The following is a 23,798-nucleotide window of genomic DNA, read 5'->3' on the forward strand; positions in this document are numbered from 1 at the left end:
CTCAGGACCTCGGTGGACCGAGCCGGATCTCGGCCCGCCCGTTGGTGAGCACGCGCTCGCCGCGGTCGGAGACGGCCTCGAGCGAGAGCACGGCGGTGCCGGCCTCCTCGTCCACCTCGACCACGGCGCCGGTGCAGGTGATGGTGTCGCCGGGAAGAAGGGGCTTGCTGAACCGGCAGCCGATCGCGGCGACGCGATCGCTGCCACCCGCCCAGCGGGCGACGGCGTCGGTGAGGATGCCGAGGTCGAGCATGCCGTGGGCGATGGTGCCGGGCAGGCCCACCATCCGCGCGAACTCCTCGTTCACGTGGATGGGGTTGTGGTCGCCCGACGCCTCCGCGTACGCGTTGATCTGGTCCTGGGTCACCCGGCGGCTGAGCGGGGTCATCAGGTCGCCGACCTCCACGGTGAGCACGGGGCCTTCGCTCTCTGCGCTCACGACGGCGCCCCCCGCATGATCAGCAGGGCGCGGCCGCTGCAGACGGTGTGCCCGTCGCGGGCGGCCTCGAGCTCGACGTCGATGAAGGTCATGCCCCGCTTCTCCTGCACCGAGGCGATCCGCGCCTGGCTGTCGACCACGTCGCCCGGCCGCACCGGCTCGTGGAAGCTGAACCGCTGCTCGCCGTGGATCAGCCCGGCGAGGTCGAGGCCCAGCTCGGGGTCGCCGAAGACCTGTCCGAGGGTGGGGAACAGGCAGTAGACGGCGGCGAAGGTGGGCGGTACCGCGTCGGGCTCGACGACGGCGCCGTCGCCGGCGATGGCCTCGGCGAAGGCGCGGGCGCGCTCCGCCTCCACCACCTGGCCGGGTGCCCGGTACACGCGGCCGGCATGGCTGGGATCAGGCATCACACACCTCGCTGCCGGGAACTCTGGCGCCGGCACCCGCGAGGATGCCACGTCCGGTCGTCTCCCCCACCTCGTCTGCCACCTCGAAGATTGACACGGGTGTCAATCCTATCACCGGCCGATGTAACGCGGCGCGGCATTCGTGTCAACGGATGGCGCCGCCGCCCACCTCCTCGGGGCGGTTCCAGTTGGCGAAGCAGCGGCCCTCGGGGTCGACCGCGCGCCAGGCCGCCTCCTCGACGATCCCCAGACCGGGGCCGGCCAGCGCGGTCCGCAGCGCCCGCTCGCCCCGGGCCAGCGCCACCCCGAGCGGCAGCCCCGCCGCCTGCCTGAGCGCAAGCGGCAGCGGCTCCACCCCGTGACGCCCCGCACAGCAGGCGGCGAGCAACCGGGGGTCTCCGGCGAGCCGGTCGAGGAGCAGCTCGACCACGGCGGGGACCAGCGTGGGCATGTCGCAGGCCACCACCACCGCCAGCGGGGTGCGGACCGCCGCCAGCCCGGCGACCACCCCGCCGAGGGGCCCGGCACCGGAGACGGTGTCCGTCACCACCCGGCCGGTCAGCCCGGGCACCGGGTGGCCGGCCACCACCACCTCCTCGACGAGGTCGCGCAGCGCCTCCACCGGACGCATCCCCAGCGGCCGGCCGTCCACCACCATGCTCGCCTTGTCCCGGCCCATCCGCCGGCTGCCGCCGCCGGTGAGCAGCAGCAGCGTCACCGCCGGCGGCGCCGCGGCGCCGGGCGCGCTCACCCCAGGATGATGTGGTGGAAGGCCTCGGCCGCGGCCAGGCCATGGGGCGCGCCCACGTCGGCGGCGCGGCGCGGGACCAGCTCGCGGAGGCGGTCCTCGGTGATCTGGCTGCGGTGCTGGCGGAGCGCGTCGAGCTTCCGCTCGAGGGTGCCGGAGATGTCCACCAGGCAGGTGGGCTCGATCGGGCCGGAGAGGAAGACCTGGGTGACCTTGTGCGGCGCCAGCCCCTCCTCCACCAGCTCGGGGAACACCAGCGGGTCGCGCGCCGAGGGGTAGACGGCGTCGAGGGTGACCTCCCCGGCGGCGCGGTGGTCGGGGTGGTTGATGTACCCCGGGCCGAAGCGGCGGGTGGGGTCGGAGGTGAGCACCGCCTCCGGCCGCACCCTCCGGATCACCCGCACGATGTCGCGGCGCAACTCCAGGCTGACCTGGAGGACGCCGTCGGGATGGCCGAGGAAGACGACCTCCTCGACCCCCAGGACCGCCGCGGCGGCGCGCTGCTCGGCGATCCGCTCCTCGGCCACCGCGCGGGGGTCACGGCCGGGGTCGGAGGTGCCCTTGTCGCCGTCGGTGCAGACGCAGTAGGCCACCCGGGTGCCGGCGCTCGTCCAGCGTGCCACGGTGCCGCCGGCGGAGAACTCGGCGTCGTCGGGGTGCGCCATCACCACCAGCAGGGACGCGGGCGCCGGGGGATCGATGACCACGACCGAGGAGTGTAGATGCGCCCGGCTCCGCGACGGCCTCGCCGGCCGACGGCGCCCCGGTCAGATCGCCCGGGACAGCGTCTGGGTGCGGTGGAAGCGCACCCGGCACTGGTCGCAGCGGAAGACGAGCCGCAGCCCCAGACGCCCAATCACGAAGGGCTCGCGACTCTGACAGTTTGGACAGACGGCGTGCATCTGGGCGTATTCCCCGGGGACGTTGCGAAGGGGGAGCTCAACCGGCTTGTACTTCCTCATCTCTCTTCCCTGAGAAGCGCTGCGCCCGCCGTGTCGGGGGGCTTTTCCTGGTTGGCATTGTAGCAAGGCCATGATAGCGCCGGTGTCATGAATTGCCCTCGTCCGCGTTTCGCGGCGGAGCCGGCCACCCGGGCCCGGAGCCGGGCCACCGGAGGGTGGGAGACGAGGGCGAGCAGGGCGATGAGCGGGTGCAGCTGGACGAAGCGCGCCTGGATGGCACCTCGCCGGCCAGGGACCGCGCCTCGGTGACCACCGGCCCCGCCACCAGGTGGACGAGCAGGCAGGTTGCGCCGAGCGGGCGCGGTGCGGCGAGCCGAACTCAGGCGCGTGGACTCTAGCAACTTACATGAGTGTACGTATGTCATACAAGCCACGTTAACACCTGGCAAAGAACCGGGTCGGGACAGCGCACATCGCTTTGACACCCGATTCGGCGCTCTGCTAGCCTCCCGCCAACTTCTCCGGAGGCCCTCCTCTCGGGCCCCTTCCGGAAGCGGCCATCAACCTGAGCGTTGAAGGGAACCCTATTGCCGGTGCGTGATCGACTCCTGCGCCACGCCTGCGCAGCGGTGGCAGCGCTGGCGATTCCCCTCCTGGTTCCGAGGGCCGCAGCCCACCTCCCCTCCCTGTCGGTGAGGGCGGAGGTCGATGGCAGCGCCGCCCGGGTCGGAGCCACGGTGGTCCGTCCTCCGCTCCCCGTGATCGACAACGAGCGGCCGGCGCAGACCGTGAGGGTGTCCTCGGGCGACAACCTGCAGAGCCTGGCCGCATCCTTTCACGCCGACGCCGGCGCGATGCGGTGGGCCAACGGCCTGGTCGACCAGGCCCAGCCCCGGCCCGACACCCCGCTGCTGCTCCCTCCCGGGCCCGGCGCGCTGGTGCAGGCGCAGCCCGGCGAGCTGCCCAGCCACCTCGCCAGCCGGCTCCGCCTCGACCCGCGGGTGATCCTCGACTACAACAGCCTCCACAGCGACAGCCCGCTGCCGACCAACACCTGGATCCAGGTGCCGGCGGCCGCGGCGCCGGCGGGCGCGGTGCCCTCCAGCGCGGTGGTGCCGCTGCCCACCGGGGTGCCTGGGGTGCCGAGCTCGCAGGCGTCGCACGGCGTCAACCCGAAGTTCCCGTGGGGGCAGTGCACCTACTACGTGTCGACCAGGCGCAGCGTGCCCTGGAACGGCGACGCCTGGACCTGGTTCAGCAACGCCCGTGCCTATGGCAGGCCCGAGGGCAAGGTGCCGGTGCAGGGCGCGATCGCGGTGATGTGGGGCAGCTGGTACGGCCACGTCGCCTACGTCGAGCGGGTCAACCCGGACGGCAGCTTCGTCGTCTCGGAGATGAACGTGAAGGGCGTGGGGGTGCGCGACGAACGCACCATGACGGTGAACAGCATCCCCCTCATCGGCTTCATCTACTGAGCATCGACCCCTCCGTCTTCACCGGCTCGGGGCACAACCGAGCGCTCGGGCTGGTGCTGGACGAGATCAGCCCCACCCGGGTGACCGCGCGCCTCACCGTCGACGAGCACCACCTTCAGCCCTTCGGCATCGTGCACGGCGGCGTCTATGCGGCCATCGCCGAGGCGATCGCCAGCATCGGGGCCTCGGTCAACGCCTCCAGCCGCGTCCCCGGCACCGCGGTGGTCGGCCTCGACAACCACACCTCCTTCCTGCGGGCCACCCGGATGGGCACCGTGATCCACGCCGAGGCCCTCCCCCGCCAGGCCGGCCGCCGCACCCAGAGCTGGGACGTGACCATGCGCGACCCCGACGGTCGTGAGCTCGCCGTCTCCCGGGTCCGGCTCCTGGTGCAGCCGATGTCGGATCTGCCCCATGGACCGACGAAGCCGGCGTAGGCTCAGCCCGCGAAGCGGTAGCCGATGCCGGGGACGCTGTGGATGTAGGTGGGCTTGTCCGGCTCGGGCTCGATCTTGCGGCGTAGCCGGTAGACGTGGGCGTCGACGGTGCGGGTCTCGATCTCGACCTCGTAGCCCCAGACCCGGCGGAGCAGCTCACCACGGCTCATGACCTGGCCGGGGCGGGAGGCGAGCAGGGCGAGGAGGTTGAACTCCGTGAGGGTGAGGAGCACCTCCTCGCCGTCGCGGAACACCTGGCGGCGGCCGAGGTCGATGATCAGGCCGGTGAACTCGAACCGGTCGCGGGGCTGCTCCTGGGGGGTGATCTCCGCCCGGCGCAGGTGGGCGCCGATGCGGGCCATGAGCTCGCGGACCTCGAAGGGCTTGGTGACGTAGTCGTCGGCGCCCAGCTCCAGCCCGACCACGACGTCGATGGTGTCGGCCTTGGCGGTGAGCATGATGATCGGCACCCGGGAGCCGTCGGCGCGGAGCCGCCGGCAGACGTCGAGGCCGCTCATCCCGGGCAGGTTCACGTCGAGGATCACCAGGTCGGGGCTGCTCTCCCGCGCCATCTCCAGCCCCTCGGTGCCGTTGCCGGCCTCGATCAGGGTGTGGTTCTGGGCGGAGCAAGCGAGCCTGACCACCTCACGGCTGGGCTGATCGTCCTCGACGATGAGGATGGTCTTCCCCGCATTGCTGCTCATACGCGCCCCGCCTCCAGGAAGCTCGAGATCCGACGGACGAATTGTGCGACTTCGATGGGCTTGGTGATGTAGGCGGCGCAGCCCGCGGCCAGAGCCTCCTGCTCGTCGCCCTTCATGGCATGCGCGGACAGGGCGACCACGGGGATCCTGGCCGTCTTGGGGTCGGACTTGAGCATTCGGGTCAGGGTGATGCCATCCAGTCCCGGAAGCTTGACATCCATGAGCACCAGATCGTAGAGCTCCGTGCGGGCCTTCTCCAGGCCCTCGTTGCCGTCGATGGCCACATCGACGCGGAAACCATTGCCGTTGAGGACCATCCTGGTCAATTCTCGGTTGCTGGCATTGTCCTCGATCAGCAGGATGCGGTTGCGGGCGTGCCCGTTGTCACCGTCGACCCCGAGCAGTGGGATGCGGAAGGTGAAGACCGAGCCGTGGCCGCGCCCGCTCTCCAGGCTGATGGTGCCGCCGTGGAGCTGCACCAGGCGGCGGGTCAGGGAGAGCCCCAGGCCGGTGCCCTGGACCTGGTGGGTGGGCTCGCCGTCGACCTGGAAGAACTCGGTGAAGATCAGCTCCTGGTGCTCGGCGGCGATCCCCACCCCGGTGTCGCCCACCTCCACGATCAGCTCGGCACCGTTGGCGCGAGCGTGCACCCAGACCTTGCCCCCCGCCGGAGTGAACTTGATGGCGTTGCTCAGCAGGTTGTACATCACCTGCTTGAATTTGCTCTTGTCGGCACGAACTTCCAGGTCGGCGGGCTGGATGTCGTCGCTGAGGGTGAGGTCGCGGCGCTCGCTCAGCGAGCGGATGACGTTGCGCACCTCGCGGAACGCGGCGGACACCGCGAAGGTCTCATAGGCGAGCTCCATCCGCCCCGCCTCGACCTTGCTGAGGTCGAGCACGTCGTTCACCAGCTCGAGCAGGTGCCGGCCCGAGGTGTGGATGTTCTCGAGGCAGTCCTGCCGCTGCTGGGGGGTGAGGTTCCCGACCAGGTTGTCCTTGAGGATCTCGCTGAACCCCAGGATCGCGTTCAGCGGGGTGCGGAGCTCGTGGCTCATGTTGGCCAGGAACTCGCTCTTGTGGCGGCTGATCTCGCGGATCTGGGTGTTCGCCACCTCGACCTCGCGCTTCTGCAGCTCGATCTCGGCCAGCTGCTCCTTCTGCTGGGCGTAGAGGCGGGCGTTGTCGATGCTGATCGCCGCCTGGTTGGCGATGATCCCGACCATCGCCTGCTCCAGGCTGGTGAAGGGCTGGACCGTGCGCCGGGCCAGGCAGAGGGCGCCCACCAGGTGCCGGGGCGACTCCAGCGGCATCACCAGGGTGGAGCGGGGGGCGTAGGCGAGGTCGAGGGTCTTGAAGCGCTGGTCCCTGGTGGCGTCGTCGACGGCCACGGTGGTGCGATGCTTGACCGCCCAGCCCACGATGCCCTCGCCGACGTCGAAGCGGGCCACCCGGCCCACGCTCTCCACATAGGGAAAGGTGGCCATGGCCGCGAGCGTGCGCCCCTCGGGATCGGCGAGGAACACCGTGGCGGCGTCGCAGGCGACCAGTTGGGAGGTCGCCTTGAGCATGAAGTCGATCGTCTCCTTCAGCTCCAGCGACGAGGTGAAGAGCTTCCCCACCTGACCCAGCAGGTCGACTATTACCTTGTCATCCATCCGACCGGCGAGTATAAGCGACACTCTGCCGAATTCAGACATGGGGGGACAGACCGCCGGTCGGGTTCGTTTCCGGCGGCGCGAATCAGCCCGGGCGGGCCTTGAGCTCCTCGATGACCTGGCCGATGACCTTGAGGGCGTCGCCGACGATCCCCAGATCGGCGAGCTTGAAGATCGGGGCCTCGGCGTCCTTGTTGATCGCGACGATGTTCTTGGCCCCCTTCATCCCCACGGTGTGCTGCATCGCCCCGCTGATGCCGCAGGCGATGTAGACGGTGGGCTTCACGGTCTTGCCGGTCTGGCCGACCTGCATCGCGTAGGGCACCCAGCCCGCGTCGACCACGGCGCGGCTGGCGCCGACCGCCCCGCCCACCAGGGAGGCGAACTCCTCGAGCAGAGCGAAGTTCTTGGGGTCGCCGAGCCCGCGGCCGCCGCTGATGACGATCGGCGCCTCCTCGAGCTTGGGGCCGGTGGCCTTGTCGACCACCCGCTCGACCACCCTCGCCGACCGGTGCCGGTCGGCGATGGGCACCTCGACGGGGACGATCGTGGGGGCGCCGCCACCGGAGGGCTCGGCTGCGAACGACTTGGGCCGGATCAGCACGAGCGCGGGCCCCTTCCCCTCGAACCGGGTGCTGACGTTCTGGCTGGCACCGAAGATCGAGCTCTCGACGCTGATGCCGCCGTCGACGCTGACGTCCAGGCCGTTGGAGATCACCGGCACGTCGAGCTTGGCGGCGAGCCGGCCGGCCACGTCGCGGCTGGTGTACGTGGTCGGGAAGAGGATGAGGTCGGGCGAGTGCTCGCCCGCCAGCGCGGCCAGGGCGTCGGCGCCGGGCCCGCCGAGGAGCAGGTCGGTGTAGCCGGGATCGGTGCCCGCGTACACGGTGGTGGCGCCGTGGTCGCCCAGCGCGGCCGCGGCCGACCCGGCCTCGGGGCTGAGGCACACCGCCTCGACGGTGCCACCCAGGGCGCGGGCCCGGGTGAGCAGCTCGAGGGCGGGCGTGATCGGCTGTCCGTCGAGGACCTCGGCGAAGACCCAGACCCGGTTCAGTGCCATGGCTCAGATCACCTTCTTGGCGGCGAGGAACTCGACGACGCGGTGGGCGGCGGTGCCGTCGTCCTCCACGACCTCCCCCGCCTTGCGCTGCTCGGCGGCCTGGACGGAGACGATCGCCTGTCCCGGCGCCAGCCCGTCGAGGCCCAGGTCGGCGACGGTGAGGCGGTCGACCGGCTTCGACTTGGCGGCCATGATCCCCTTGAGCGAGGGGTAGCGGGGCTCGTTGACTCCGGCGGTGACGCTGACCACCGCGGGCAGGCTCGCCTCGACGTTGTCGTATCCGGCCTCGGTCTGGCGGCGCACCTTCAGGGAGGTGCCATCGCACTCCACCGTCTTGGCGAAGGTCACCGCGGGGACGCCGAGGTACTCGGCCAGCGCCTGCGGGACCACCCCGGTGTAGCCGTCGGTCGACTCCGTGGCCGTGATCACCAGGTCGAAGCCCTCGCGCGCGATCGCCGCGGCGAGCACCCTGGCGGTGGTCAGCGCGTCGGCCCCGGCGAGCGACGGGTCGCTGACCAGCACCCCCTTCGCGGCACCCATGGCGAGCGCCTTGCGGATCGCGTCGAGCCCCTTCTCGGGCGCCATCGACACCACCGTGACCTGGCCGCCATTGGCCTCGGCAAGCTGGAGCCCCGCCTCGATCCCGAACTCGTCGCCCGGATCGAGGACCACCTCGACACCGTCGCGCCTGAGGTTGTGGGTGGTGGGGTCGAGCTGGCCCACCGAGTTGGGATCGGGGACCTGCTTGACACAGACGACGACGTTCATGAGCGCTCCCGTGCTTTCCTCGCCCTGGCCCGGGACGCGGCCTGCTGCGCTCCCAAACCGGCGGCGCTACTCTACCGAATCGGTTCTGCGCAACGGCCTCGGGACTATTGAGCCGGCGGGCCCTTGGCCCCCTGGGGCAGCGGCGGAAGGTAGGGCGCGGGGTCGGTGGGGGTGCGGTCGACGCGCACCTCGAAGTGGGTGTGCGGCCCGGTGGAGTTGCCGGAGGAGCCGACCAGCCCGATCAGCTGCCCCTGCTTCACCTGGTCACCGGGGTGGACGCCGAAGGTCTGCAGGTGCCCGTACAGGGTGAAGGTGTGGGCGTCGTGGGCGATGATCACGTGGTCGCCGTAGCCCTCCGAGCTCCGCGACGCGGCCACCACCACGCCGTCCGCGGCGGCGTAGACCGGACGCCCGAAGGGGGTGGCCAGGTCGATGCCGGTGTGGAAGTGGGGGTATCCGAAGTACGGCGGCTCGAAGGGATAGCCGCACGGTCCCCAGTACTGGCTGATCTCCGAGCCCGGCACCGGCCAGATGAAGCGCGCCTGTCCGGGCGGCGGCGGGGGCGCCGTGCCCACGAAGAGGTGGTGCTTGTAGTAGTACTCGCCCTCGTCCCAGGCGGCCTGCTCGGCGGCGAGGATGGCACGGTCGATCTCCTGGATACGGAGCTCGGCGATCGACTGGGCGAGGGCGGCGTCCTGGGCGTCGGCGGCGGCGATCTCGGCGTTGGCGGCGTTGATGCCGCTCCCCAGGCTGGCGATCAGCGCCTGCTCCTTGGCCACCTGCGCGGTGAGCTGGCGCTGCTGGTCGGCCAGCCGGGCGGCGGCCTGCCGGGCGGCGTCGGCGTCGGCGGCCGCGGCCGCCGCCGCGGCCACGGCGGCGCCGAGGTCCTCGCGCACCTTGCGCACCAGCTCGGTGCCACGGTCGGTGAGGTGGCTGAGGATGGCGGCCCGGGAGAGCAGCTCGCCGAACGACCCGCTGTTCACCAGGTACTCGAGGAAGCTCTCGGAGTGCACGTACCGGCTGCGCACGAAGGCGGAGAGCAGCGCCCGGTCGGCAACGGCCTGCCGCTCGAACTCCGCCTGACGCACCCGTTCCCGGCCCTCGCGGACGGTGGCGTCGTGGTAGGCCTGCTCGGAGGCGCCGATCTGGGTGATCGTCTCGGCGATCGTCTTGCGGTTCGCCGTCACCAGCGAGGCCAGGCTCTGCTGCTGGTCCTGGGCGGCCTGCACCCCGGCGTTGAGCTTCTTCTTGGTGGCATCGATCGACGACCGGCGCCGCATCGCGTCCTGGAGCTGCTGCGCCAGCGGGTCGGACGGCGTCGGCGCCGCGGTGGGCGTGGCCCGGGGCCGGGGCGGCGCGGTGCGCGCCGACACCTCCGGCACCCCCAGCGCCATGAGCATCAGCGCGATCGGGATCGCCATCCGCCGCCGTCTCCCCCCCGGCGCGTGGACGTTCATTCGGAGCCCGCCTTCCCAATCCTTCCTGCGGGGCCGTCCCGGTACACTCGGCCGATGCAGAAGAAGCAGTACTCCGCGCCGGCCCAGGTGATCGACCCGTCGGTCAAGTATGAGGCAACGATAGCAACCGACAGGGGCGACATCGTGCTCTCCCTGGACGCTGCGCGCGCACCCAAATCCGTCAACAACTTCGTCTTCCTCGCCCGCGACGGCTTCTACGACGGGCTCAGCTTCCACCGGGTGGTCGATGATTTCGTCATCCAGGGCGGATGCCCCGAGGGAACCGGACGCGGCGGTCCCGGCTATCGCTTCGAGGATGAGCCGGTGCAGGGCGAGTACATCCCCGGTGCGCTGGCAATGGCCAACGCCGGCCCCAACACCAACGGCTCGCAGTTCTTCATCTGCACCGTGGACGACCGGCACAAGCTGGGCAAGTCCTACAACCTCTTCGGCCAGGTGGTGAAGGGGATGGAGGTGGTCGGCAGCATCCGCCAGGGCGACGTGATGCGCTCGGTGACGATCCGAGAGGCGTAGCGGGCGCGCTGATGGCTCCCGGCCTGCTCGCCGTCCACGCCCACGCCGATGACGAGACCATCACCATGGGCGGCACCCTCGCCCATTACGCCTCCCGCGGGGTGCGGACCGCCAACGTCTGCTGCACCGACGGACGGCTGGCGACGATCGTCGATCCCACGATGGTCGAGGAGGAGGTGCGGCCGCGCCTGGGCGAGGTGCGCCACGCCGAGCTGCAGGCGGCCCTCGACATCCTCGGCGTCGGCGAGCTGCACTGGCTCGGCTACCACGACTCCGGGATGGAGGGGGCGGACAGCAACCGGGACCCCGACACCTTCTGGATGACCCCGCTCGACACCGTCGTGCGGCGGCTGGTGGGGGTCATTCGCGAGTTCCGCCCCGACGTGGTGGTGACCTATGACGCGTTCGGCGCCTACGGCCATCCCGACCATGTCCAGGCCCACCGGGCCACCGTGCTGGCGGTCGAGGCCGCCGGGCACCCACGGGTCTATCCCGAGGTGGGCACGCCCTGGCAGGTCTCCAAGCTGTACTACACCGCCTTCGCCCGCTCCACGGTGGTGAGGATCATCGAGCTGGCCAGGCGGGCGGGCATGGAGAGCCCCTTCGGCGAGAATCCGGAGAACGTCGAGTTCGGCACCCCCGACGAGCTGATCACCGCCCGGATCGAGTGCGGCGAGTTCCAGGGGGTCAAGCGCCGGGCGCTGGTCGCCCACCGCAGCCAGATCAGCGCCGAGTTCCCACTGATGCGGATGCCCGAGGAGGTGCTGCGCGAGCACTTCCCCACCGAGCACTTCACCCTGGCGCTCTCCCGGGTGCCGGTGCACCCCCCCGAGGACGACCTCTTCGCCGGCATCGCCGGGTAGCCGGGTAGCCGGGAGCCCGGCCGCCCAGGGCAGGGGGACCTACGGGATGACCGGGCTGGCGAGGTCGGCGGAGACCGCGATCACCGGCACGGTGCCGCCGCCGCCGAGCTCGAAGACGTACACGGGGACGAGCCACGCCTCGGTCCCGCCGGCGCGGTAGCCCCAGCCGAGGCCGAGGTGCACGCCGGTCACGGTGACCACCACGGGCGGCGGCGCCGGGGAGGAGGTGGGGCCGGGCACCGGGGGGAGCGGGCCCGAGGAGGGTGCGGGCACCGGCGCCCCCGGCAGCGGCGTCGCCGGCTCCACCTGACCCTTCGTGGGCTGCGCGACCGCCACCGGCGGCAGCGCCTGCGAGACCCCGGTCGCGCCGTTGCCGACGCCCATCATCGGCACCGGGCCGGGGCCGCCGCGAAGCGTCCAGGCGCCCCCCTGGCGAAGCCGGTCGAGCCCGGCGGTCACCCCGACCAGCGGGTAGTCACCGGCGCCTGCCGGGCCCGCGAGCCATCCCGAGGCACCCAGCAGCGCGGCGTGGGGGCCGACCGTCACCGACCAGGGGGAGGAGATCACCGAGACCCCGCCGACCGCCGGGGAGACGCTCACGAACCACTCGGAGACGCCCCCGGAGCTGGCGACGGTGGCGCCGCCGAGGTCGAGGCCGGCGCCGGTGAGGGCGGTGCGCGCCCGCTGCTCGGCGTCCGCCCGCGAGGGCAGGCCGGGCACCGCGGTGGGGACCGGACAGGGGACGGGAGGGATGGCCGGCGGGGGGATGCTCAGCGGAGGGCGCGGAGCCGCCGGAGCGCTGCCGGGGGCGCTCCCCGGAGCGCTGACGCCGCCGGGCACGGCCACCGCGCATCCCGAGGAGCTGATGCCCGAGGAGCCGCTCTGGGCCAGCGTCCAGGGGAGGCCGGCGCTGCGCCGCACCGTGAGGACCGACCCGGAGCCGGTCACGCTCCATCCCGAGCTGTCGCCCGTGACCGCGCCGTCCAGCCCCAGCGCCCGGGCGAGGCGGCCCACCCGGTCGTCGGTGGTCGTCGCCGCCAGCCGGTAGGCGGTGGCGTGGGCGGCGAGCGCGGGCAGCGCGCCCTCGACCCGGTACTCGACCCGGCCGGGCAGGATGGCCGGCTGGGGCAGCCCCATCGCTCCCGAGGTGCCGGCCGCCGAGCCCGAGAGCGCGGGGATCCGGGAGGGCGGCGCGGTGGAGCTGCGCCCCCCGCATCCGGCGATCACGACGGCGGCGGCCAGGAGGCCGGCCAGCGGGGGGAGGCGGTGAGTGGTCATGGTCGTGAAGACGGCGGCGGGGCCGGTTCGGTTCCCGCGCGGCGCTAGCTCGCCGCCGCCTCCGGCGCCACCAGCCGGTGGAGGGCGAGCTGGGCCTCGCGGAGATGGTGCTCCATCGTGGCCGCCGCCCGGGCGCCGTCGCCGTCGGTGATGGCCTCGAGGACGGCGCGGTGCTCGGAGACCGAGTCCTGCTGCAGCTCCTGCTTCTCCACCGCCGCCATCGGGGTGAAGAGCCGGCTGCGGGCCCGCTCCACCGCCTCGTAGAGATAGGGGTTGCGCGACGCCGCGGCGATGGTCAGGTGGAAGATCGAGTCGGCGCGGTGGAACTCGCCGACCCCCTCCCGCCCCCGCAGCGCGGCGCGTTCGAGCCCGTCGATCGACAGCTGGAGGCGGCGCAGGTCGTCGTCGGTGCGGCGCTCGGCGGCGAGCCGCGCGGCGCCGGGCTCGATCACCATCCGCAGCTCGAGGATGCGGTCGAAGGCGCCGGTCTGCCGCTGCAGCTCGGCCCTCATCTCGACCGCGGATCGCCGCTGCCCGAGGATCACCGCGCCGCCACCGGCGCCCCGCCTGCGCTCGATCAGCCCCTCGCCCTGGAGGATGCCGAGGGCGTCGCGGAGGGTGACCCGCGAGACCCCGAGCTGCTCGGCGAGGACCCGCTCCGGGGGCAGCCGCTCGCCGGCGGGGAGCAGGCCCAGGCGGATCCGCTGGCGCAGCCGCAAAGCCACCTGCTCGTACGCGGAGGTGGTGGCGATGGGGGTGTCGCTCGCCGCCTCGGCCGCCCCCACCCCGCCGTCGGGGTCGTCACCGGGCGCGACCTTCAGCCAGTCCGGGATGGGCGGTTCGGACAGTCCCCGGGGCACGAGACACAGGTATAACCGAACCCACCAGCTGTGGTCAATTGGCTTGACCTCAATACCTTTCTAAAGTATGTTTTCAATACCTTAGAGGCCCTCACTCGGACGGTCGACACGGCAGAACGCGCCACTTCCACCCGGAGGGAATGGACGTGAACCTGGGAGCTCTCGTGATCCTGGTGCTGATCCTGCTGTTCGTGGCCAGCGTCGGCTCGCTGCACATCGGCGGCTGTCCCGGCAACCAGCCGGGGATCTGCATCAGCTGGCAGAACTGACCGGGGCCGCGGCCCCGGCAGGCTCCGAGGTCAGGCGCGCTCCACGATCATCGCGATTCCCTGGCCGCCGCCGATGCACATCGCCGCGAGGCCCAGCACAACGTCCCGCTTCTGCATCTCGTGGAGCAGGGTGGTGAGGATCCGGGTGCCGCTGGCACCGATCGGATGGCCGAGGGCGATCGCGCCGCCGTTCACGTTCAGCCGGTCCTCGGGCACCGCGAGCTCGCGGCCGACCGCGACCGACTGGGCGGCGAAGGCCTCGTTGAGCTCGAAGAGGTCGATGTCGCGCGCCTCGACCCCGGCCTTCGCCATCGCGCGGCGGGCCGAGGGCACCGGGCCCATGCCCATGATCCGCGGCTCCACGCCGGCCGAGGCGTAGCTGCGGATCCGCGCCAGTGGGGTGCGGCCCTCGGCCTTCGCCCGCGACGCGCTCATCACCACCACCGCGGCGGCGCCGTCGTTGATCCCGCTGGCGTTGCCCGCGGTCACGCTGCCCGCCTTGTCGAAGGCCGCCCGCAGCGCCGCCAGCGACTCCGCGGTGGTCTGGGGCCGGGGGTGCTCGTCGACCTCGACGGTGACCGTCTCCTTCCGCTTCTTCACCGGGACCGGGACGATCTCGTCCCTGAAGCGGCCGCTGGCCATCGCCTCGCCGGCCTTGCGCTGGGACTCCGCGGAGAAGGCGTCCTGGTCGGCGCGGCTGACCTCGAACTCCCTGGCCACGTTCTCGGCGGTGATGCCCATGTGGCAGTCGTCGAAGGCGCACCAGAGCCCGTCACGGATCATCACGTCGACCAGCTGGCCGTGGCCGAGCCGGTAGCCGTAGCGGCCGCTGTCCATCAGGTAGGGCGCGCGGGTCATGTTCTCCATGCCACCCGCGACCACCACCTCGGCGTCGCCGAGGCGCACCGCCTGGGCGGCGAGGGCGACGGTCTTGAGGCCCGAGCCGCAGACCTTGTTGACGGTCATCGAGGGGATGCCGGTGGACAGGCTGGCCCCGATCGCCGCCTGGCGCGCCGGGTTCTGGCCGAGGCCGGCCTGGAGGACATTGCCCATCAGCACCTCCTCCACCGTCTCCGGGTCGATGCCGGCACGGCGGATCGCCTCCTCGACGGCGATGCCCCCGAGCTGGACCGCGGGCACGTCCATGAAGACACCGCCCATGGTGCCGATGGGGGTGCGACAGGCGCTGACGATGACCGCGTCTTCCATGGTGATCTCCGGAGCTGGGTGACGGTCTCCACTCTAGCGCGGGGTCCCCGACCCACGGCGTGGGCCGCGTCTCAGGCGGGCAGGAGCTCGGCGAAGGCGGAGCGGTAGCGGTCCGCGAACGCCTCGGCGGAGAAGTGGTGCGCCTGGGGCCCGCGCACCTCGACGACATAGGCGGCGGCGAGCGCGCCCATCCGCCCGGCGCGGCCGAGGTCGTGCCCGCGGCGGAGACCGGCGAGCAGCCCGGCGAGATAGGCGTCGCCGGCGCCGGTGGGGTCGACCACCTCGTCCACCGCCGCCACCGGGACCTCGACCACCCCGTCGCCCGAGTGCAGCCGGCTGCCCCGCCCGCCCAGGGTCACCGCCACCACGGCGCCGCGCTCGCGCAGCTCGTCGACGCCGAGGCCGGTCCGGCTGCGGAGCATCTCGAGCTCGTAGTCGTTGCCGACCACCATCCAGGCGGCCTCCAGCCCGGTGCGCAGCGCCTCCTCGCTCAGCGACGGGATCTGCTGGGCGGGCGCGAAGACCAGGCGGTGGCCGAGCTCGGTCGCCTGGGCGATGTGCGCCGCCATCGCATCGGGGGCGTCGGGAGCGACCACCACGGTGTCCACCTCCGCGCCCGGGCGGCGCAGGTCGATGGCCCCGGCCCGCGCCATCGCCCCCGGGAAGAACGCGGTGATCTGGTTGTCGTCGAGGTCGGTGGTGATGAAGCAGGAGGCGGTGGCGACGTCGTCGCAGCGCAGCGCCGTCGAGGTGTCGACGCCGGCCTCCTCGAGGGCCGCGCCATAGGCGTCGAAGTCGTCGCCGACGGCCGCGCAGAGCAGCGGGCGCTCGCCGAGCAGGGCCAGCGTGTAGGCGATGTTCGCCGCGGTCCCGCCGCGACGCCGCTCCAGCCGGTCGACCAGGAAGGAGACGTTGAGGATGTGGGTCTTGTCGGGGAGGATGTGCTCGCCGAAGCGCCCCGGGAAGACCATGATGGTGTCGAAGGCGACCGAGCCGGTGACGGCGATCTGCATCTCGATCCTCTGAGCGCTGACGCGCTCACTGGTGGGGGCCTCCCCCCGGCCATCAGCTCCTTGTCGCTGACCGCCTGCCCCCTGTGGTCGGGCATGGTAGCGGCACAATGGGACGGTGGCGCTCCACCGAGTTCTCCGCCCCGCCGTCACCGCGGTGAGCCACCCGACGATCACCGGCGAGCCCGCCGAGGGGGTCGCGCCGGCCGCGCTCGCCGAGGCGGTCGAGCTCTACCACCGCACCTACACGACCCTGCTCCGCAGCAGCGGCGAGACCCGGCTGCGGGTGCTGGAGTCGTCCCACCGGGCGATGGGCTCCAGCCTCCACCCGCTCGCCGCCTCCTCCGAGCTCGATCTCGGCGCCTTCCTCTACGCCTGCCGGCGGCTGCCGCTGCAGATCCTCCAGACCTCGCTGGTGGTGCTCGGCCAGTCGAGCGAGGTCTTCGCCCGCCACGGCTACAGCTTCGACGCCTGGGCGGCGACCGGCGCACCCGGCCGGCGGCGCCGCTGGTATCACGACGGCGCCTCGACCCTGGCGGTGCTGGTGGCCAGCGCCTCCGACGTCGACGACCTCGTGCCCACCCTGGTGGCCTTCCAGATCGAGTGGAACAAGCTCCACCAGCGGCTGCGGGCGGGCGGAGTGCCCGGCGCCGCCGGGGCGTCCCCGTCGGCGGCCGAGTGCGCTGCCGCCCTCGGGGGCCGGGAGGAGGACTGGGCGCAGCTGATGGAGGTCTGGGCCGACGGCTTCCGCGACCACCTCGCCCAGGTGGCCGGGCGGCGGCTGTCGCTGCGGGTGCGAACGCTCGGCGGCACCCAGGTGGGGTCGGCGCGGGTGACCCGGCGCTGGTGGGCGCCGGTGCTGGCGCTGCTCCGCGAGCAGGGGGTCGCCGACCGCCCCGTCTACTTCGTGAGCAGCAACTCCCACTCGGTGGTCAACCTGGTCAGCGGCGCCGCCGCCCAGCGCCAGCAGCAGCTGGTGGACTTCATCGACCAGCAGGGCCCTGCGGAGATGCGCGACGAGCTGCGCCGCTTCCGCGCCGGCACCGCCGAGGGCGACTGGTCGAACTTCCTCTACTACGCGGCGCGGCTCTACTTCCGCTCCCTCCCCCAGGACCACCCCGAACAGGTGCAGCGGCGCGAGGAGGAGCGGCGGCTCGGCATCTTCCACGTGGTCGGCGACACCGCCCTCGACGTCGCCGCCCAGGTCATCGTGCTCGACCGCCTCGACACCGCCCGGCTCGACCCCCGGCTGCTCCCGGTCGACGCCGCGGCGCTGGGGCGCAGCCCGGCGGTGGTGGTCAACATCGACTACCCGCTGGGACAGGCCGCGTACAACATCCTGCGCGAGATCGCCGAGACCGTCGGCGAGCTGCGCGGCGTCTACACCCTGGGCAAGGCGGCGACGCTCAACGCCGACGTCGGCGACGTGATGCTCTCCAGCGTCGTCCACGACGAGCACAGCGGCAACACCTTCTGGCTCGACAACGCGTTCGGCGTCAACGACATCGCCCCCTTCCTGCGCTTCGGCAGCGGCCTCGACAACCAGCGCGCGGTGACCGTCAAGGGCACCTTCCTGCAGAACCGCGGCCACCTCGACTTCTACTACCGCGAGGCCTTCACCGTCGTCGAGATGGAGGCCGGGCCCTACTGCGCGGCGATGTACGAGCTCAGCGAGTCGGGCCGATATCCGACCAACGAGCCGGTGAACTTCTCCAAGCTGCCGATCGACTTCGGGGTCATCCACTACGCCTCGGACACCCCCTTCACCCAGGCGCGCACCCTCGGCGCCCGGGGGCTCTCGTACCACGGGATGGACTCGACGTACGCGTCCTCGGTGGCGATCATCCGCCGGGTGCTGCGCCTCGAGGGCGCCCTCGGCGACGGCGAGCCGGCGGTGACCCGGTCGACCCACCGGCCCCAGCAGGGCTGATGTCGCTCATCACCCTCGGCGGCGTCAGCGTCGCCTTCGGGGCCACCACCGTCTTCAGCGGCCTCGACCTGCGCATCGAGCCCCGCGACCGGCTCGCCATCGTCGGCGCCAACGGGGCGGGGAAGACGTCGCTGCTCGAGGTGATCGCCGGCACCGCCCCGCCCTCCGCCGGCCGGGTCGAGCGCGACCGGCGGATGCGCATGGCCCACCTCACCCAGCAGTCGCCGCCGCCCTCGGCGCCGACCGTGCTCGCCGAGGTGATGGCCTCGCGCCAGGACGTCGCCGCCCTGCAGTCGGAGATGGCGGAGCTCGAGCAGCGGCTCTCCGCGGCGGACCCGGGCGACCTCGAGGCGCTGATGGCCCGCTACGGCGAGGCGCAGCACACCTACGAGGCGCTCGGGGGCTACGACCTCGAGGCCCGTGCCCGGGCCGCGCTGGGCGGGCTCGGCCTCGACGCCGAGGCCCAGCGCCGCCATCCGCGAGCGCTGAGCGGCGGCCAGGTCCGGCGGCTGGAGATGGCCAAGCTGCTCCTCCAGGACGCCGACCTCATCCTCCTCGACGAGCCCACCAACCACCTCGACCTCGCCGCCATCGAGTGGGTCGAGGAGTTCCTGCGCGGGGTGCCCGCGGCGATCGTCGTCGTCTCCCACGACCGGCGCTTCCTGGACGGGGTCTGCACCGGGGTTCTGGAGATCGCCCACGGCGTCACCGAGGAGTACCCGGGCAACTACTCCGCCTACGTCCGGCTGCGGGTGGAGCGCCGGGCCCGCCGGCGCAAGGAGTGGGAGGAGCAGCAGGACCACGTCAACCACCAGGAGGAGTTCATCCGCCGCTACAAGGCGGGGCAGCGCGCCCGCGAGGCGCGGGGGCGGCAGCTCAAGCTCGACCGCCTCGAGCGGGTCGCCCGCCCGGTCGAGGACGCGCGCCCGCGGCTGCGCTTCACGTCCTCGCCGGGGTCGAACGTGCTGCTGCGGGCCACCGACCTGGTGGCCGGGCGGCAGGGCCGGGGCATCGCCCGGCTCGACCGCGCCGTGCTCGGCCCCGGCGACCGGGTCGCCATCGTGGGCGCCAACGGCAGCGGCAAGAGCACCCTGCTCCACACCCTCGCGGGCGAGCTCGAGCCGGTGGCGGGCACGGTGACCCGCGGGGCACGGCTGCGGATGCGCCTGCACCGGCAGGAGGAGGCCCAGCCCGACGTCGAGGACACCGGCCGCACCGTGCTCGACGAGCTGCTCGCCGACCACCCCATCGGCGAGGAGCGGGGACGCACCGTGCTCGGCAGCCTGCTCTTCAACGGCGACGAGGTCTTCTCCCCGGTCTCCACCCTGAGCGGCGGCGAGCGCGCCCGCCTCGCGCTCGGCCGGCTCGCCCTCGACCCCACCAACCTGCTGCTCCTCGACGAGCCCACCAACCACCTCGACATCCCCGCCCAGGAGGTGCTCGAGGAGGCGCTCCAGGGCTATCCCGGGGCGGTGGTGCTGGTCAGCCACGACCGCGCCCTGATCGACGCCATCGCCACCCGGGTGTGGTCGGTCGAGGCCGCCGGCGGCGGCCCCGCGACGGTCCGCGAGGTGCTCGGCGGCTACTCCGACCTGCTCCGCGCCCGCCGCGCCGCCGCCACCGCCGCCGCGGCGGCGCCGGCCCCGCCCCGGCGCGCCCCCGCCCCGGTCGCGGGCGGCGGCGGCGAGGGTGGAGGCGGCACCGGCGAGGGCCCCGGTGAACGGGCGCGTGAGCGCCCCGATGGTGAGCGGCGCGAGCGGGCGCGCGGCCGGGCCCGGGCCGCCGAGGTGCGGCGGCTCGAGGACGACATCGCCGGGGTCGAGGCCGACCTCGCCGAGGTGCGGCGGCGGCTGGCCGACCCCGCCACCTTCGCCGACCCCGCCACCGGCGCCGAGGCCGGCCGCGAGCACGACCGGCTCGAGGGCGCCCTCGCCGAGCTCTACGAGCGCTGGTCGGAGCTGGCCGGCTCGACCTGAACCGGCACCACCGGCGAGGCACCGCCACCGCGTCGCCCCCGGTTGGTGAGCGCCGTCCCGGCGAGGATGAGCACCAGTGCCAGCACCGCCGCCGGGCGAACCGGCTCGCCGAGGAACACGGCGCCGTAGACGAGGGCGAAGCCGGGGAGCAGGTAGGTGACGGTGAGCGCCCCGGTGGCCCCGAGGCTGCTGAGCAGCCGGTAGTAGAGGACGTAGGCGATCCCGGTGCCGCCCACCCCGAGCGCGATCAGTGAGAGCACCGCCTGGGTGCTCACGGCATGGGCGGGGCGGCCGGCGGCGAGGGCGAAGGGGAGGACGAGCAGGGCCGCGAGGCCGTTGGCGCTGATCGCCGGCACCAGCGCGGGCTCGCCGGCGAAGACCCGGCGGCCGAGCAGGGCGCCGATGCCGTAGAGGACGGGCGCGCAGAGCAGCACGGCGAGGCCGAGCAGGTCGACCTGGCCGCCGAGGCCCTCGATGAGCACCAGGGCGACGACCCCGCCGATCCCCACCGCCAGGCCCGCGGCCCGCGCCGGGGTCAGCCGCTCGGTCTCGGAGCGATGCGGGAGGCAGAGCGCGAGCAGCGCCGAGCACAACGGGGCTGCGGCATTGCAGATGGCGGCGACGCCGCTGGCGACCCGGGTCTCACCCCAGGCGAGGCAGAGGTAGGGCAGGGCGGCGCTGACCAGCCCGACCAGGGCGGCCGCGGGACGGCGGAGCCCGGCGAGCGCCCGGCGCTGCCCGGTCACCACCGCGTAGAGGGCGACGGCGAGGGCGCCGAGGGCGAGCCGGACCTCGACCACGCCCACCGGCGGTACCTCGAGCACCGCCACCCGGATGAAGAGGAAGCTGGCGCCCCAGAGGGCGGCGAGGCTGAGCAGGCGAACCGCGTCGCCGGCCGACATCAGCTGAGGCGGAAGGGGCGCACCCCGCTCAGGAAGACCAGCCCGCCGACGAAGACGGTGACCGCCGCCGCCACCACGGTGGCGATGAGGGCGGCGAGGAGCACGCCGAGCACCCCCGTCGGCCCCTGCGACGGGGCCGGCTTCGCCGCCACCGGGGGCGGATGCGTCCCCGCGGGCGCGGGGGTGCCGACCACCACCACCAGGCCGGTGAAGACGCCGTCGTCCCAGACGAACTGGTTCTCCCCGGGGGTGGGGCTGAGCTCGATGGCGAAGTAGGCGAGCCCGTCGCTCCCGGACTTGGTCGAGGCCTGGGTGCCCTGGGGCCCGACCGGGTGCCGGCTGGCGTCCGCGGCGGCCACCGTGGCGCCGGTGCCGGGGGCCGACTGCACCCGCATGGTCACGGTGCGACCCGGCTGGGGCGCATCCTGCGAGTTGGCCTCGCGGATGTAGTAGGCGAGCGCCGTCCCGGCGGTCTGCGGCTGCTGGCGATCCACCTTGTCGTAGCCGAGCACCCGCACCGGGACGAGGGCGAGGAGGGTGGAGAGCGCCAGGAGGCCGAGGAGGAGGAGGCGGCGGCGCGCTGCTGGTTGCATCCGGGGACCCATCCTACGGGTGCCGCACGGTCGAGGTGGCACGGGCCGGGCACGATTTGCGGCCGGCGCGGTGGCTGAGCGACAGTGGCCCCGTGGATCCCCTGGAGGCGGGCGGCGGGCGGCCGGGGCGGCAGCTGGTGTCGCCGGAGCAGATCGCCGCCCGCATCGCCGAGCTCGCCGCCGAGATCGACGCCGCCTACGCGGACGCGGACAGCCCGGTGGTGCTGCTCTGCGTGCTCAAGGGCTCGCTCTTCTTCACCGCCGACCTGGCCCGGGCGCTCTCCGTCGCCCTCGAGATCGACGCGATCGCGGTGCGCTCCTACGGCGCGGGCACGGAGAGCTCCGGCACCGTCCAGCTGGTCAAGGACGTGACCACCCCGCTCGGCGGCCGCCACGTCCTCATGGTCGAGGACGTGATCGACACCGGCCTCACCACCTCCTTCCTCTACGAGCACGTCGAGCGCCACCGGCCGGCGTCGCTGCGCCTGGTGGCGCTCCTCGACAAGCCCGGCCGGCGCCGGCGGCCGGTGCGGATCGACTTCCGCGGCTTCGTCCTCGCCGACGAGTTCGTCGTCGGCTACGGGCTCGACCTCGACGAGCGCTTCCGCAACCTGCCCGGCGTGCATGCCCTCGACCATCCCTGACCCCGGCGTGGCCGGGCGGCTGGCCCCCGCCGCGCTGGTCATGGCCACCGTCGCGGTCTCCTTCTCGGCGATCTTCAACCGGCTCGCCCCCGACGGCCCTGCCACCATCGTCTGGGTGCGGATGGCGATCACCGTCCTCCTGCTCCTCCCCCTCGCGCTCCGCGACCTCCGGTCCGGCGCCCTCCCCCGCTCCGCCGGCGACTGGATGGTGGTCACCCTGAGCGGCGTCCTCCTCGCCGCCCACTTCCTCTGCTGGACGGCGTCGCTGCGCCACACCTCGGTTGCCTCGAGCGTGCTCCTGGTCTCGCTCCACCCGGTGCTGGTGGCGGTGCTGGGACGGCGGCTGCTCGGCGAGGCGGTCTCGCCGCGGCTCGTCGCCGGGCTCGGCCTCGCCCTGGTCGGGACGGTGATCACCGCCACCGGCGACCTCCGGGTCAGCGGCGAGGCGCTGGGCGGCGACCTCCTCGCCATCGCCGGTGCGGCGACCTTCGCCGGCTACCTGCTGGTCGGCCGGCGGGTTCGGTCCCGCTACGGCGCAGCCGGCTACTCGGTGCCGGTGTACCTGGTGGTGGCGGCGGTGGCGCTGCTGGTGGCGCCGCTGAGCGGGAGCGCGGTGGTCCCCCGGCCGCGGACGGTGCTCGCCTGCGCCGGGCTGGCGGTGGTCTGCACCGTGCTCGGACACACCGTCTTCAACTGGACGCTGCGCCACCTCCGCGCCGTGGTGGTGAGCCTCGCCTTCCTCGGCGAGGCGCCGATCACGGCGCTGCTGGCGATCCCCTTCCTCGGCGAGCGGCCGCCCGGGAACGCGATCGCCGGCGGGGTGGCGGTGCTCCTCGGGCTCGGCTTCGCCCTGACCGAGCCCTCCCCGGTGTCGATCGCCGACGAGGCGGCGGCGCAGTAGCGCCGCCGCCTCGGCACCGGCGGCTCAGCCGGCGGCGGGCGGGATCGGCGCCGCCGGCGGCGGCGAGAACGAGGGCTGCGCCGCCACGGGCTGGGCGTTGCGCATCGTGAGGTAGCCGCCGGCCACCGTCGCCACGCCCCCGACCAGCGCCACGAACCAGCCGAGGCCGAGCCCGACGGAGTAGCTCGCCACCCCGGTGCCCAGGCTCCCGAAGTTGCCGTGGTACTCGACCCAGAAGAGGAGGACCCCGAGGACCTGGAGCCCGCCTCCCGCCATCAGCAGCACCGCGTCGGGCGCGGGCAGAGCGGGCAGCGTGACCTGCTCGGCGAGGAAGCGCCGCGCCACCAGCAGGCCGGCGACGCCGATCAGGGCGATGAAGGTCAGCCAGCCCCAACCGTGGAATCCGCTCTCCCCCGCGGAGCCCAGCCCGCCGCAGGCGAGGCCGCTGCAGGAGGCGGACTGCCAGTCGAGGAGGAGGCCGACCAGGACGGCCAGGGAGGCGGCCCCGATCACCATCTCCCCGGGCGAGAGCCGGTCGATCAACTTCCGCAGGTCCACACGCTCGGTACCGCTCATGGTCTGACCCCAGTGGGCGTGCCGCGGTCGATGTGCCGCGTTGCACGACTCCCGGGCCTATTCTCCGCTCGCATCGATCAGATCACAAGCACCAAAAGAGACAAAAGTAACGGGGGCGGATCCGGCCGCTCCGGGCGGCCGAGGTCCCGCCAGCAGGATGTGACCGCTCGCAACGCTCCTGTCACCGGTGCTTGATCGATT

Annotated in this window: 26 protein-coding genes; 9 read left to right on the forward strand and 17 right to left on the reverse strand. The window is 73.1% G+C overall.

The annotated features are described in order from the left end of the window. Position 1 precedes the first annotated feature (1 nt). From VGL20_09265 to VGL20_09285, 5 genes are all read right to left on the reverse strand, one after another. The gene (locus tag VGL20_09265) at positions 2-439 is read right to left on the reverse strand and encodes a MaoC/PaaZ C-terminal domain-containing protein (protein ID HEY2703865.1); all 438 of its coding nucleotides are present in this window, start codon (positions 437-439) and stop codon (positions 2-4) included. Continuing rightward, on the reverse strand, positions 436-846 hold the full coding sequence (locus VGL20_09270; protein HEY2703866.1) for a MaoC family dehydratase N-terminal domain-containing protein: 411 nt from the start codon (positions 844-846) through the stop codon (positions 436-438). Before VGL20_09270 ends, VGL20_09265 begins: the two co-directional genes overlap by 4 nt. Before the next feature lie 145 nt (positions 847-991). Next, positions 992-1,597, reverse strand: coding sequence for a molybdenum cofactor guanylyltransferase (locus VGL20_09275; protein HEY2703867.1), 606 nt, complete (start codon positions 1,595-1,597; stop codon positions 992-994). After that, entirely contained in the window at positions 1,594-2,301 is a 708-nt protein-coding gene (locus VGL20_09280) for a PIG-L deacetylase family protein (protein ID HEY2703868.1), read from the reverse strand. Before VGL20_09280 ends, VGL20_09275 begins: the two co-directional genes overlap by 4 nt. A 60-nt stretch (positions 2,302-2,361) precedes the next feature. Then, complete coding sequence (locus VGL20_09285) at positions 2,362-2,556, reverse strand: hypothetical protein (protein ID HEY2703869.1); 195 nt, start codon at positions 2,554-2,556, stop codon at positions 2,362-2,364. Positions 2,557-3,188: 632 nt separating this feature from the next. On the opposite strand from VGL20_09285, the gene VGL20_09290 reads away from it, so the two are divergent. Both VGL20_09290 and VGL20_09295 read left to right on the forward strand, forming a co-directional pair. Further along, positions 3,189-3,971 carry a CHAP domain-containing protein gene (locus VGL20_09290; GenBank protein ID HEY2703870.1) on the forward strand — a complete coding sequence of 261 codons (783 nt, stop codon included), beginning with the start codon at positions 3,189-3,191 and terminating at the stop codon, positions 3,969-3,971. Between the two features lie 53 nt (positions 3,972-4,024). Then, entirely contained in the window at positions 4,025-4,408 is a 384-nt protein-coding gene (locus VGL20_09295; GenBank protein ID HEY2703871.1) for a PaaI family thioesterase, read from the forward strand. Positions 4,409-4,410: 2 nt separating this feature from the next. Here VGL20_09295 and VGL20_09300 read toward each other — a convergent pair whose 3' ends face one another. The 5 genes from VGL20_09300 to VGL20_09320 all read right to left on the reverse strand — a co-directional run bounded on the left by VGL20_09300 (position 4,411) and on the right by VGL20_09320 (position 10,016). Beyond that, on the reverse strand, positions 4,411-5,112 hold the full coding sequence (locus VGL20_09300) for a response regulator transcription factor (GenBank protein ID HEY2703872.1): 702 nt from the start codon (positions 5,110-5,112) through the stop codon (positions 4,411-4,413). Continuing rightward, complete coding sequence (locus tag VGL20_09305) at positions 5,109-6,767, reverse strand: ATP-binding protein (GenBank protein HEY2703873.1); 1,659 nt, start codon at positions 6,765-6,767, stop codon at positions 5,109-5,111. The genes VGL20_09300 and VGL20_09305 overlap by 4 nt, the downstream gene beginning before the upstream one ends. Before the next feature lie 85 nt (positions 6,768-6,852). Then, a complete protein-coding gene (locus VGL20_09310) occupies positions 6,853-7,827 on the reverse strand; it encodes an electron transfer flavoprotein subunit alpha/FixB family protein (GenBank protein ID HEY2703874.1) in 975 nt (324 codons plus the stop codon). A gap of 3 nt (positions 7,828-7,830) precedes the next feature. Then, a complete protein-coding gene (locus tag VGL20_09315) occupies positions 7,831-8,595 on the reverse strand; it encodes an electron transfer flavoprotein subunit beta/FixA family protein (GenBank protein ID HEY2703875.1) in 765 nt (254 codons plus the stop codon). Positions 8,596-8,699: 104 nt separating this feature from the next. Further along, positions 8,700-10,016, reverse strand: a complete 1,317-nt coding sequence (locus tag VGL20_09320) for a peptidoglycan DD-metalloendopeptidase family protein (protein ID HEY2703876.1) — start codon at positions 10,014-10,016, stop codon at positions 8,700-8,702. Positions 10,017-10,106: 90 nt separating this feature from the next. On the opposite strand from VGL20_09320, the gene VGL20_09325 reads away from it, so the two are divergent. Together VGL20_09325 and VGL20_09330 are read left to right on the forward strand one after the other, a co-directional pair. Beyond that, positions 10,107-10,586: a peptidylprolyl isomerase gene (locus VGL20_09325; protein ID HEY2703877.1), complete on the forward strand. Its 480-nt coding sequence runs from the start codon at positions 10,107-10,109 to the stop codon at positions 10,584-10,586. Between the two features lie 11 nt (positions 10,587-10,597). Next, positions 10,598-11,449 (forward strand): PIG-L family deacetylase, encoded by an 852-nt coding sequence (locus VGL20_09330; protein ID HEY2703878.1) that lies wholly within the window; start codon positions 10,598-10,600, stop codon positions 11,447-11,449. Positions 11,450-11,488: 39 nt separating this feature from the next. On the opposite strand, the gene VGL20_09335 is transcribed toward VGL20_09330, so the two are convergent. Both VGL20_09335 and VGL20_09340 read right to left on the reverse strand, forming a co-directional pair. Further along, positions 11,489-12,727, reverse strand: coding sequence for a hypothetical protein (locus VGL20_09335; protein ID HEY2703879.1), 1,239 nt, complete (start codon positions 12,725-12,727; stop codon positions 11,489-11,491). 44 nt (positions 12,728-12,771) lie between these two features. Further along, positions 12,772-13,587, reverse strand: coding sequence for a FadR/GntR family transcriptional regulator (locus VGL20_09340; protein HEY2703880.1), 816 nt, complete (start codon positions 13,585-13,587; stop codon positions 12,772-12,774). 146 nt (positions 13,588-13,733) lie between these two features. Here VGL20_09340 and VGL20_09345 point away from each other — a divergent pair, with 146 nt between their 5' ends. Continuing rightward, positions 13,734-13,856, forward strand: coding sequence for a hypothetical protein (locus tag VGL20_09345; GenBank protein HEY2703881.1), 123 nt, complete (start codon positions 13,734-13,736; stop codon positions 13,854-13,856). Positions 13,857-13,886: 30 nt separating this feature from the next. Here VGL20_09345 and VGL20_09350 read toward each other — a convergent pair whose 3' ends face one another. Together VGL20_09350 and VGL20_09355 are read right to left on the reverse strand one after the other, a co-directional pair. Further along, the gene (locus VGL20_09350) at positions 13,887-15,065 is read right to left on the reverse strand and encodes an acetyl-CoA C-acetyltransferase (protein ID HEY2703882.1); all 1,179 of its coding nucleotides are present in this window, start codon (positions 15,063-15,065) and stop codon (positions 13,887-13,889) included. Positions 15,066-15,136: 71 nt separating this feature from the next. Next, a complete protein-coding gene (locus VGL20_09355) occupies positions 15,137-16,078 on the reverse strand; it encodes a carbohydrate kinase family protein (GenBank protein ID HEY2703883.1) in 942 nt (313 codons plus the stop codon). Positions 16,079-16,193: 115 nt separating this feature from the next. Between VGL20_09355 and VGL20_09360 the strand changes: the two genes are divergently transcribed. Together VGL20_09360 and VGL20_09365 are read left to right on the forward strand one after the other, a co-directional pair. Next, entirely contained in the window at positions 16,194-18,005 is a 1,812-nt protein-coding gene (locus tag VGL20_09360; GenBank protein ID HEY2703884.1) for a hypothetical protein, read from the forward strand. Further along, entirely contained in the window at positions 18,005-19,981 is a 1,977-nt protein-coding gene (locus VGL20_09365) for an ABC-F family ATP-binding cassette domain-containing protein (GenBank protein ID HEY2703885.1), read from the forward strand. Before VGL20_09360 ends, VGL20_09365 begins: the two co-directional genes overlap by 1 nt. Here the strand turns inward: VGL20_09365 and VGL20_09370 are convergent. Both VGL20_09370 and VGL20_09375 read right to left on the reverse strand, forming a co-directional pair. After that, a complete protein-coding gene (locus VGL20_09370; protein ID HEY2703886.1) occupies positions 19,945-20,883 on the reverse strand; it encodes a DMT family transporter in 939 nt (312 codons plus the stop codon). The genes VGL20_09365 and VGL20_09370 overlap by 37 nt on opposite strands. After that, positions 20,883-21,476: a hypothetical protein gene (locus tag VGL20_09375; GenBank protein ID HEY2703887.1), complete on the reverse strand. Its 594-nt coding sequence runs from the start codon at positions 21,474-21,476 to the stop codon at positions 20,883-20,885. Before VGL20_09375 ends, VGL20_09370 begins: the two co-directional genes overlap by 1 nt. A gap of 92 nt (positions 21,477-21,568) precedes the next feature. Here VGL20_09375 and hpt point away from each other — a divergent pair, with 92 nt between their 5' ends. Both hpt and VGL20_09385 read left to right on the forward strand, forming a co-directional pair. Continuing rightward, on the forward strand, positions 21,569-22,120 hold the full coding sequence (gene hpt, locus VGL20_09380; protein HEY2703888.1) for a hypoxanthine phosphoribosyltransferase: 552 nt from the start codon (positions 21,569-21,571) through the stop codon (positions 22,118-22,120). A gap of 7 nt (positions 22,121-22,127) precedes the next feature. After that, the gene (locus VGL20_09385; GenBank protein HEY2703889.1) at positions 22,128-23,021 is read left to right on the forward strand and encodes a DMT family transporter; all 894 of its coding nucleotides are present in this window, start codon (positions 22,128-22,130) and stop codon (positions 23,019-23,021) included. A gap of 24 nt (positions 23,022-23,045) precedes the next feature. Here VGL20_09385 and VGL20_09390 read toward each other — a convergent pair whose 3' ends face one another. Further along, the gene (locus tag VGL20_09390; protein HEY2703890.1) at positions 23,046-23,597 is read right to left on the reverse strand and encodes a hypothetical protein; all 552 of its coding nucleotides are present in this window, start codon (positions 23,595-23,597) and stop codon (positions 23,046-23,048) included. Between the last annotated feature and the right edge of the window lie 201 nt (positions 23,598-23,798).

It is taken from the genome of Candidatus Dormiibacterota bacterium, assembly GCA_036495095.1.
Taxonomy (GTDB): domain Bacteria; phylum Chloroflexota; class Dormibacteria; order Aeolococcales; family Aeolococcaceae; genus CF-96.

Bases quoted from the DNA above. Each gene is read 5' to 3' on its own strand.
- VGL20_09270 (HEY2703866.1), bottom strand. From the start codon at position 846: ATGCCTGATCCCAGCCATGCCGGCCGCGTGTACCGGGCACCCGGCCAG.
- VGL20_09285 (HEY2703869.1), bottom strand. From the start codon at position 2,556: ATGAGGAAGTACAAGCCGGTTGAGCTCCCCCTTCGCAACGTCCCCGGG.
- VGL20_09300 (HEY2703872.1), bottom strand. From the start codon at position 5,112: ATGAGCAGCAATGCGGGGAAGACCATCCTCATCGTCGAGGACGATCAG.
- VGL20_09305 (HEY2703873.1), bottom strand. From the start codon at position 6,767: ATGGATGACAAGGTAATAGTCGACCTGCTGGGTCAGGTGGGGAAGCTC.
- VGL20_09310 (HEY2703874.1), bottom strand. From the start codon at position 7,827: ATGGCACTGAACCGGGTCTGGGTCTTCGCCGAGGTCCTCGACGGACAG.
- VGL20_09315 (HEY2703875.1), bottom strand. From the start codon at position 8,595: ATGAACGTCGTCGTCTGTGTCAAGCAGGTCCCCGATCCCAACTCGGTG.
- VGL20_09320 (HEY2703876.1), bottom strand. From the start codon at position 10,016: ATGGCGATCCCGATCGCGCTGATGCTCATGGCGCTGGGGGTGCCGGAG.
- VGL20_09325 (HEY2703877.1), top strand. From the start codon at position 10,107: ATGCAGAAGAAGCAGTACTCCGCGCCGGCCCAGGTGATCGACCCGTCG.
- VGL20_09330 (HEY2703878.1), top strand. From the start codon at position 10,598: ATGGCTCCCGGCCTGCTCGCCGTCCACGCCCACGCCGATGACGAGACC.
- VGL20_09335 (HEY2703879.1), bottom strand. From the start codon at position 12,727: ATGACCACTCACCGCCTCCCCCCGCTGGCCGGCCTCCTGGCCGCCGCC.
- VGL20_09350 (HEY2703882.1), bottom strand. From the start codon at position 15,065: ATGGAAGACGCGGTCATCGTCAGCGCCTGTCGCACCCCCATCGGCACC.
- VGL20_09355 (HEY2703883.1), bottom strand. From the start codon at position 16,078: ATGCAGATCGCCGTCACCGGCTCGGTCGCCTTCGACACCATCATGGTC.
- VGL20_09365 (HEY2703885.1), top strand. From the start codon at position 18,005: ATGTCGCTCATCACCCTCGGCGGCGTCAGCGTCGCCTTCGGGGCCACC.
- VGL20_09370 (HEY2703886.1), bottom strand. From the start codon at position 20,883: ATGTCGGCCGGCGACGCGGTTCGCCTGCTCAGCCTCGCCGCCCTCTGG.
- VGL20_09375 (HEY2703887.1), bottom strand. From the start codon at position 21,476: ATGCAACCAGCAGCGCGCCGCCGCCTCCTCCTCCTCGGCCTCCTGGCG.
- VGL20_09390 (HEY2703890.1), bottom strand. From the start codon at position 23,597: ATGAGCGGTACCGAGCGTGTGGACCTGCGGAAGTTGATCGACCGGCTC.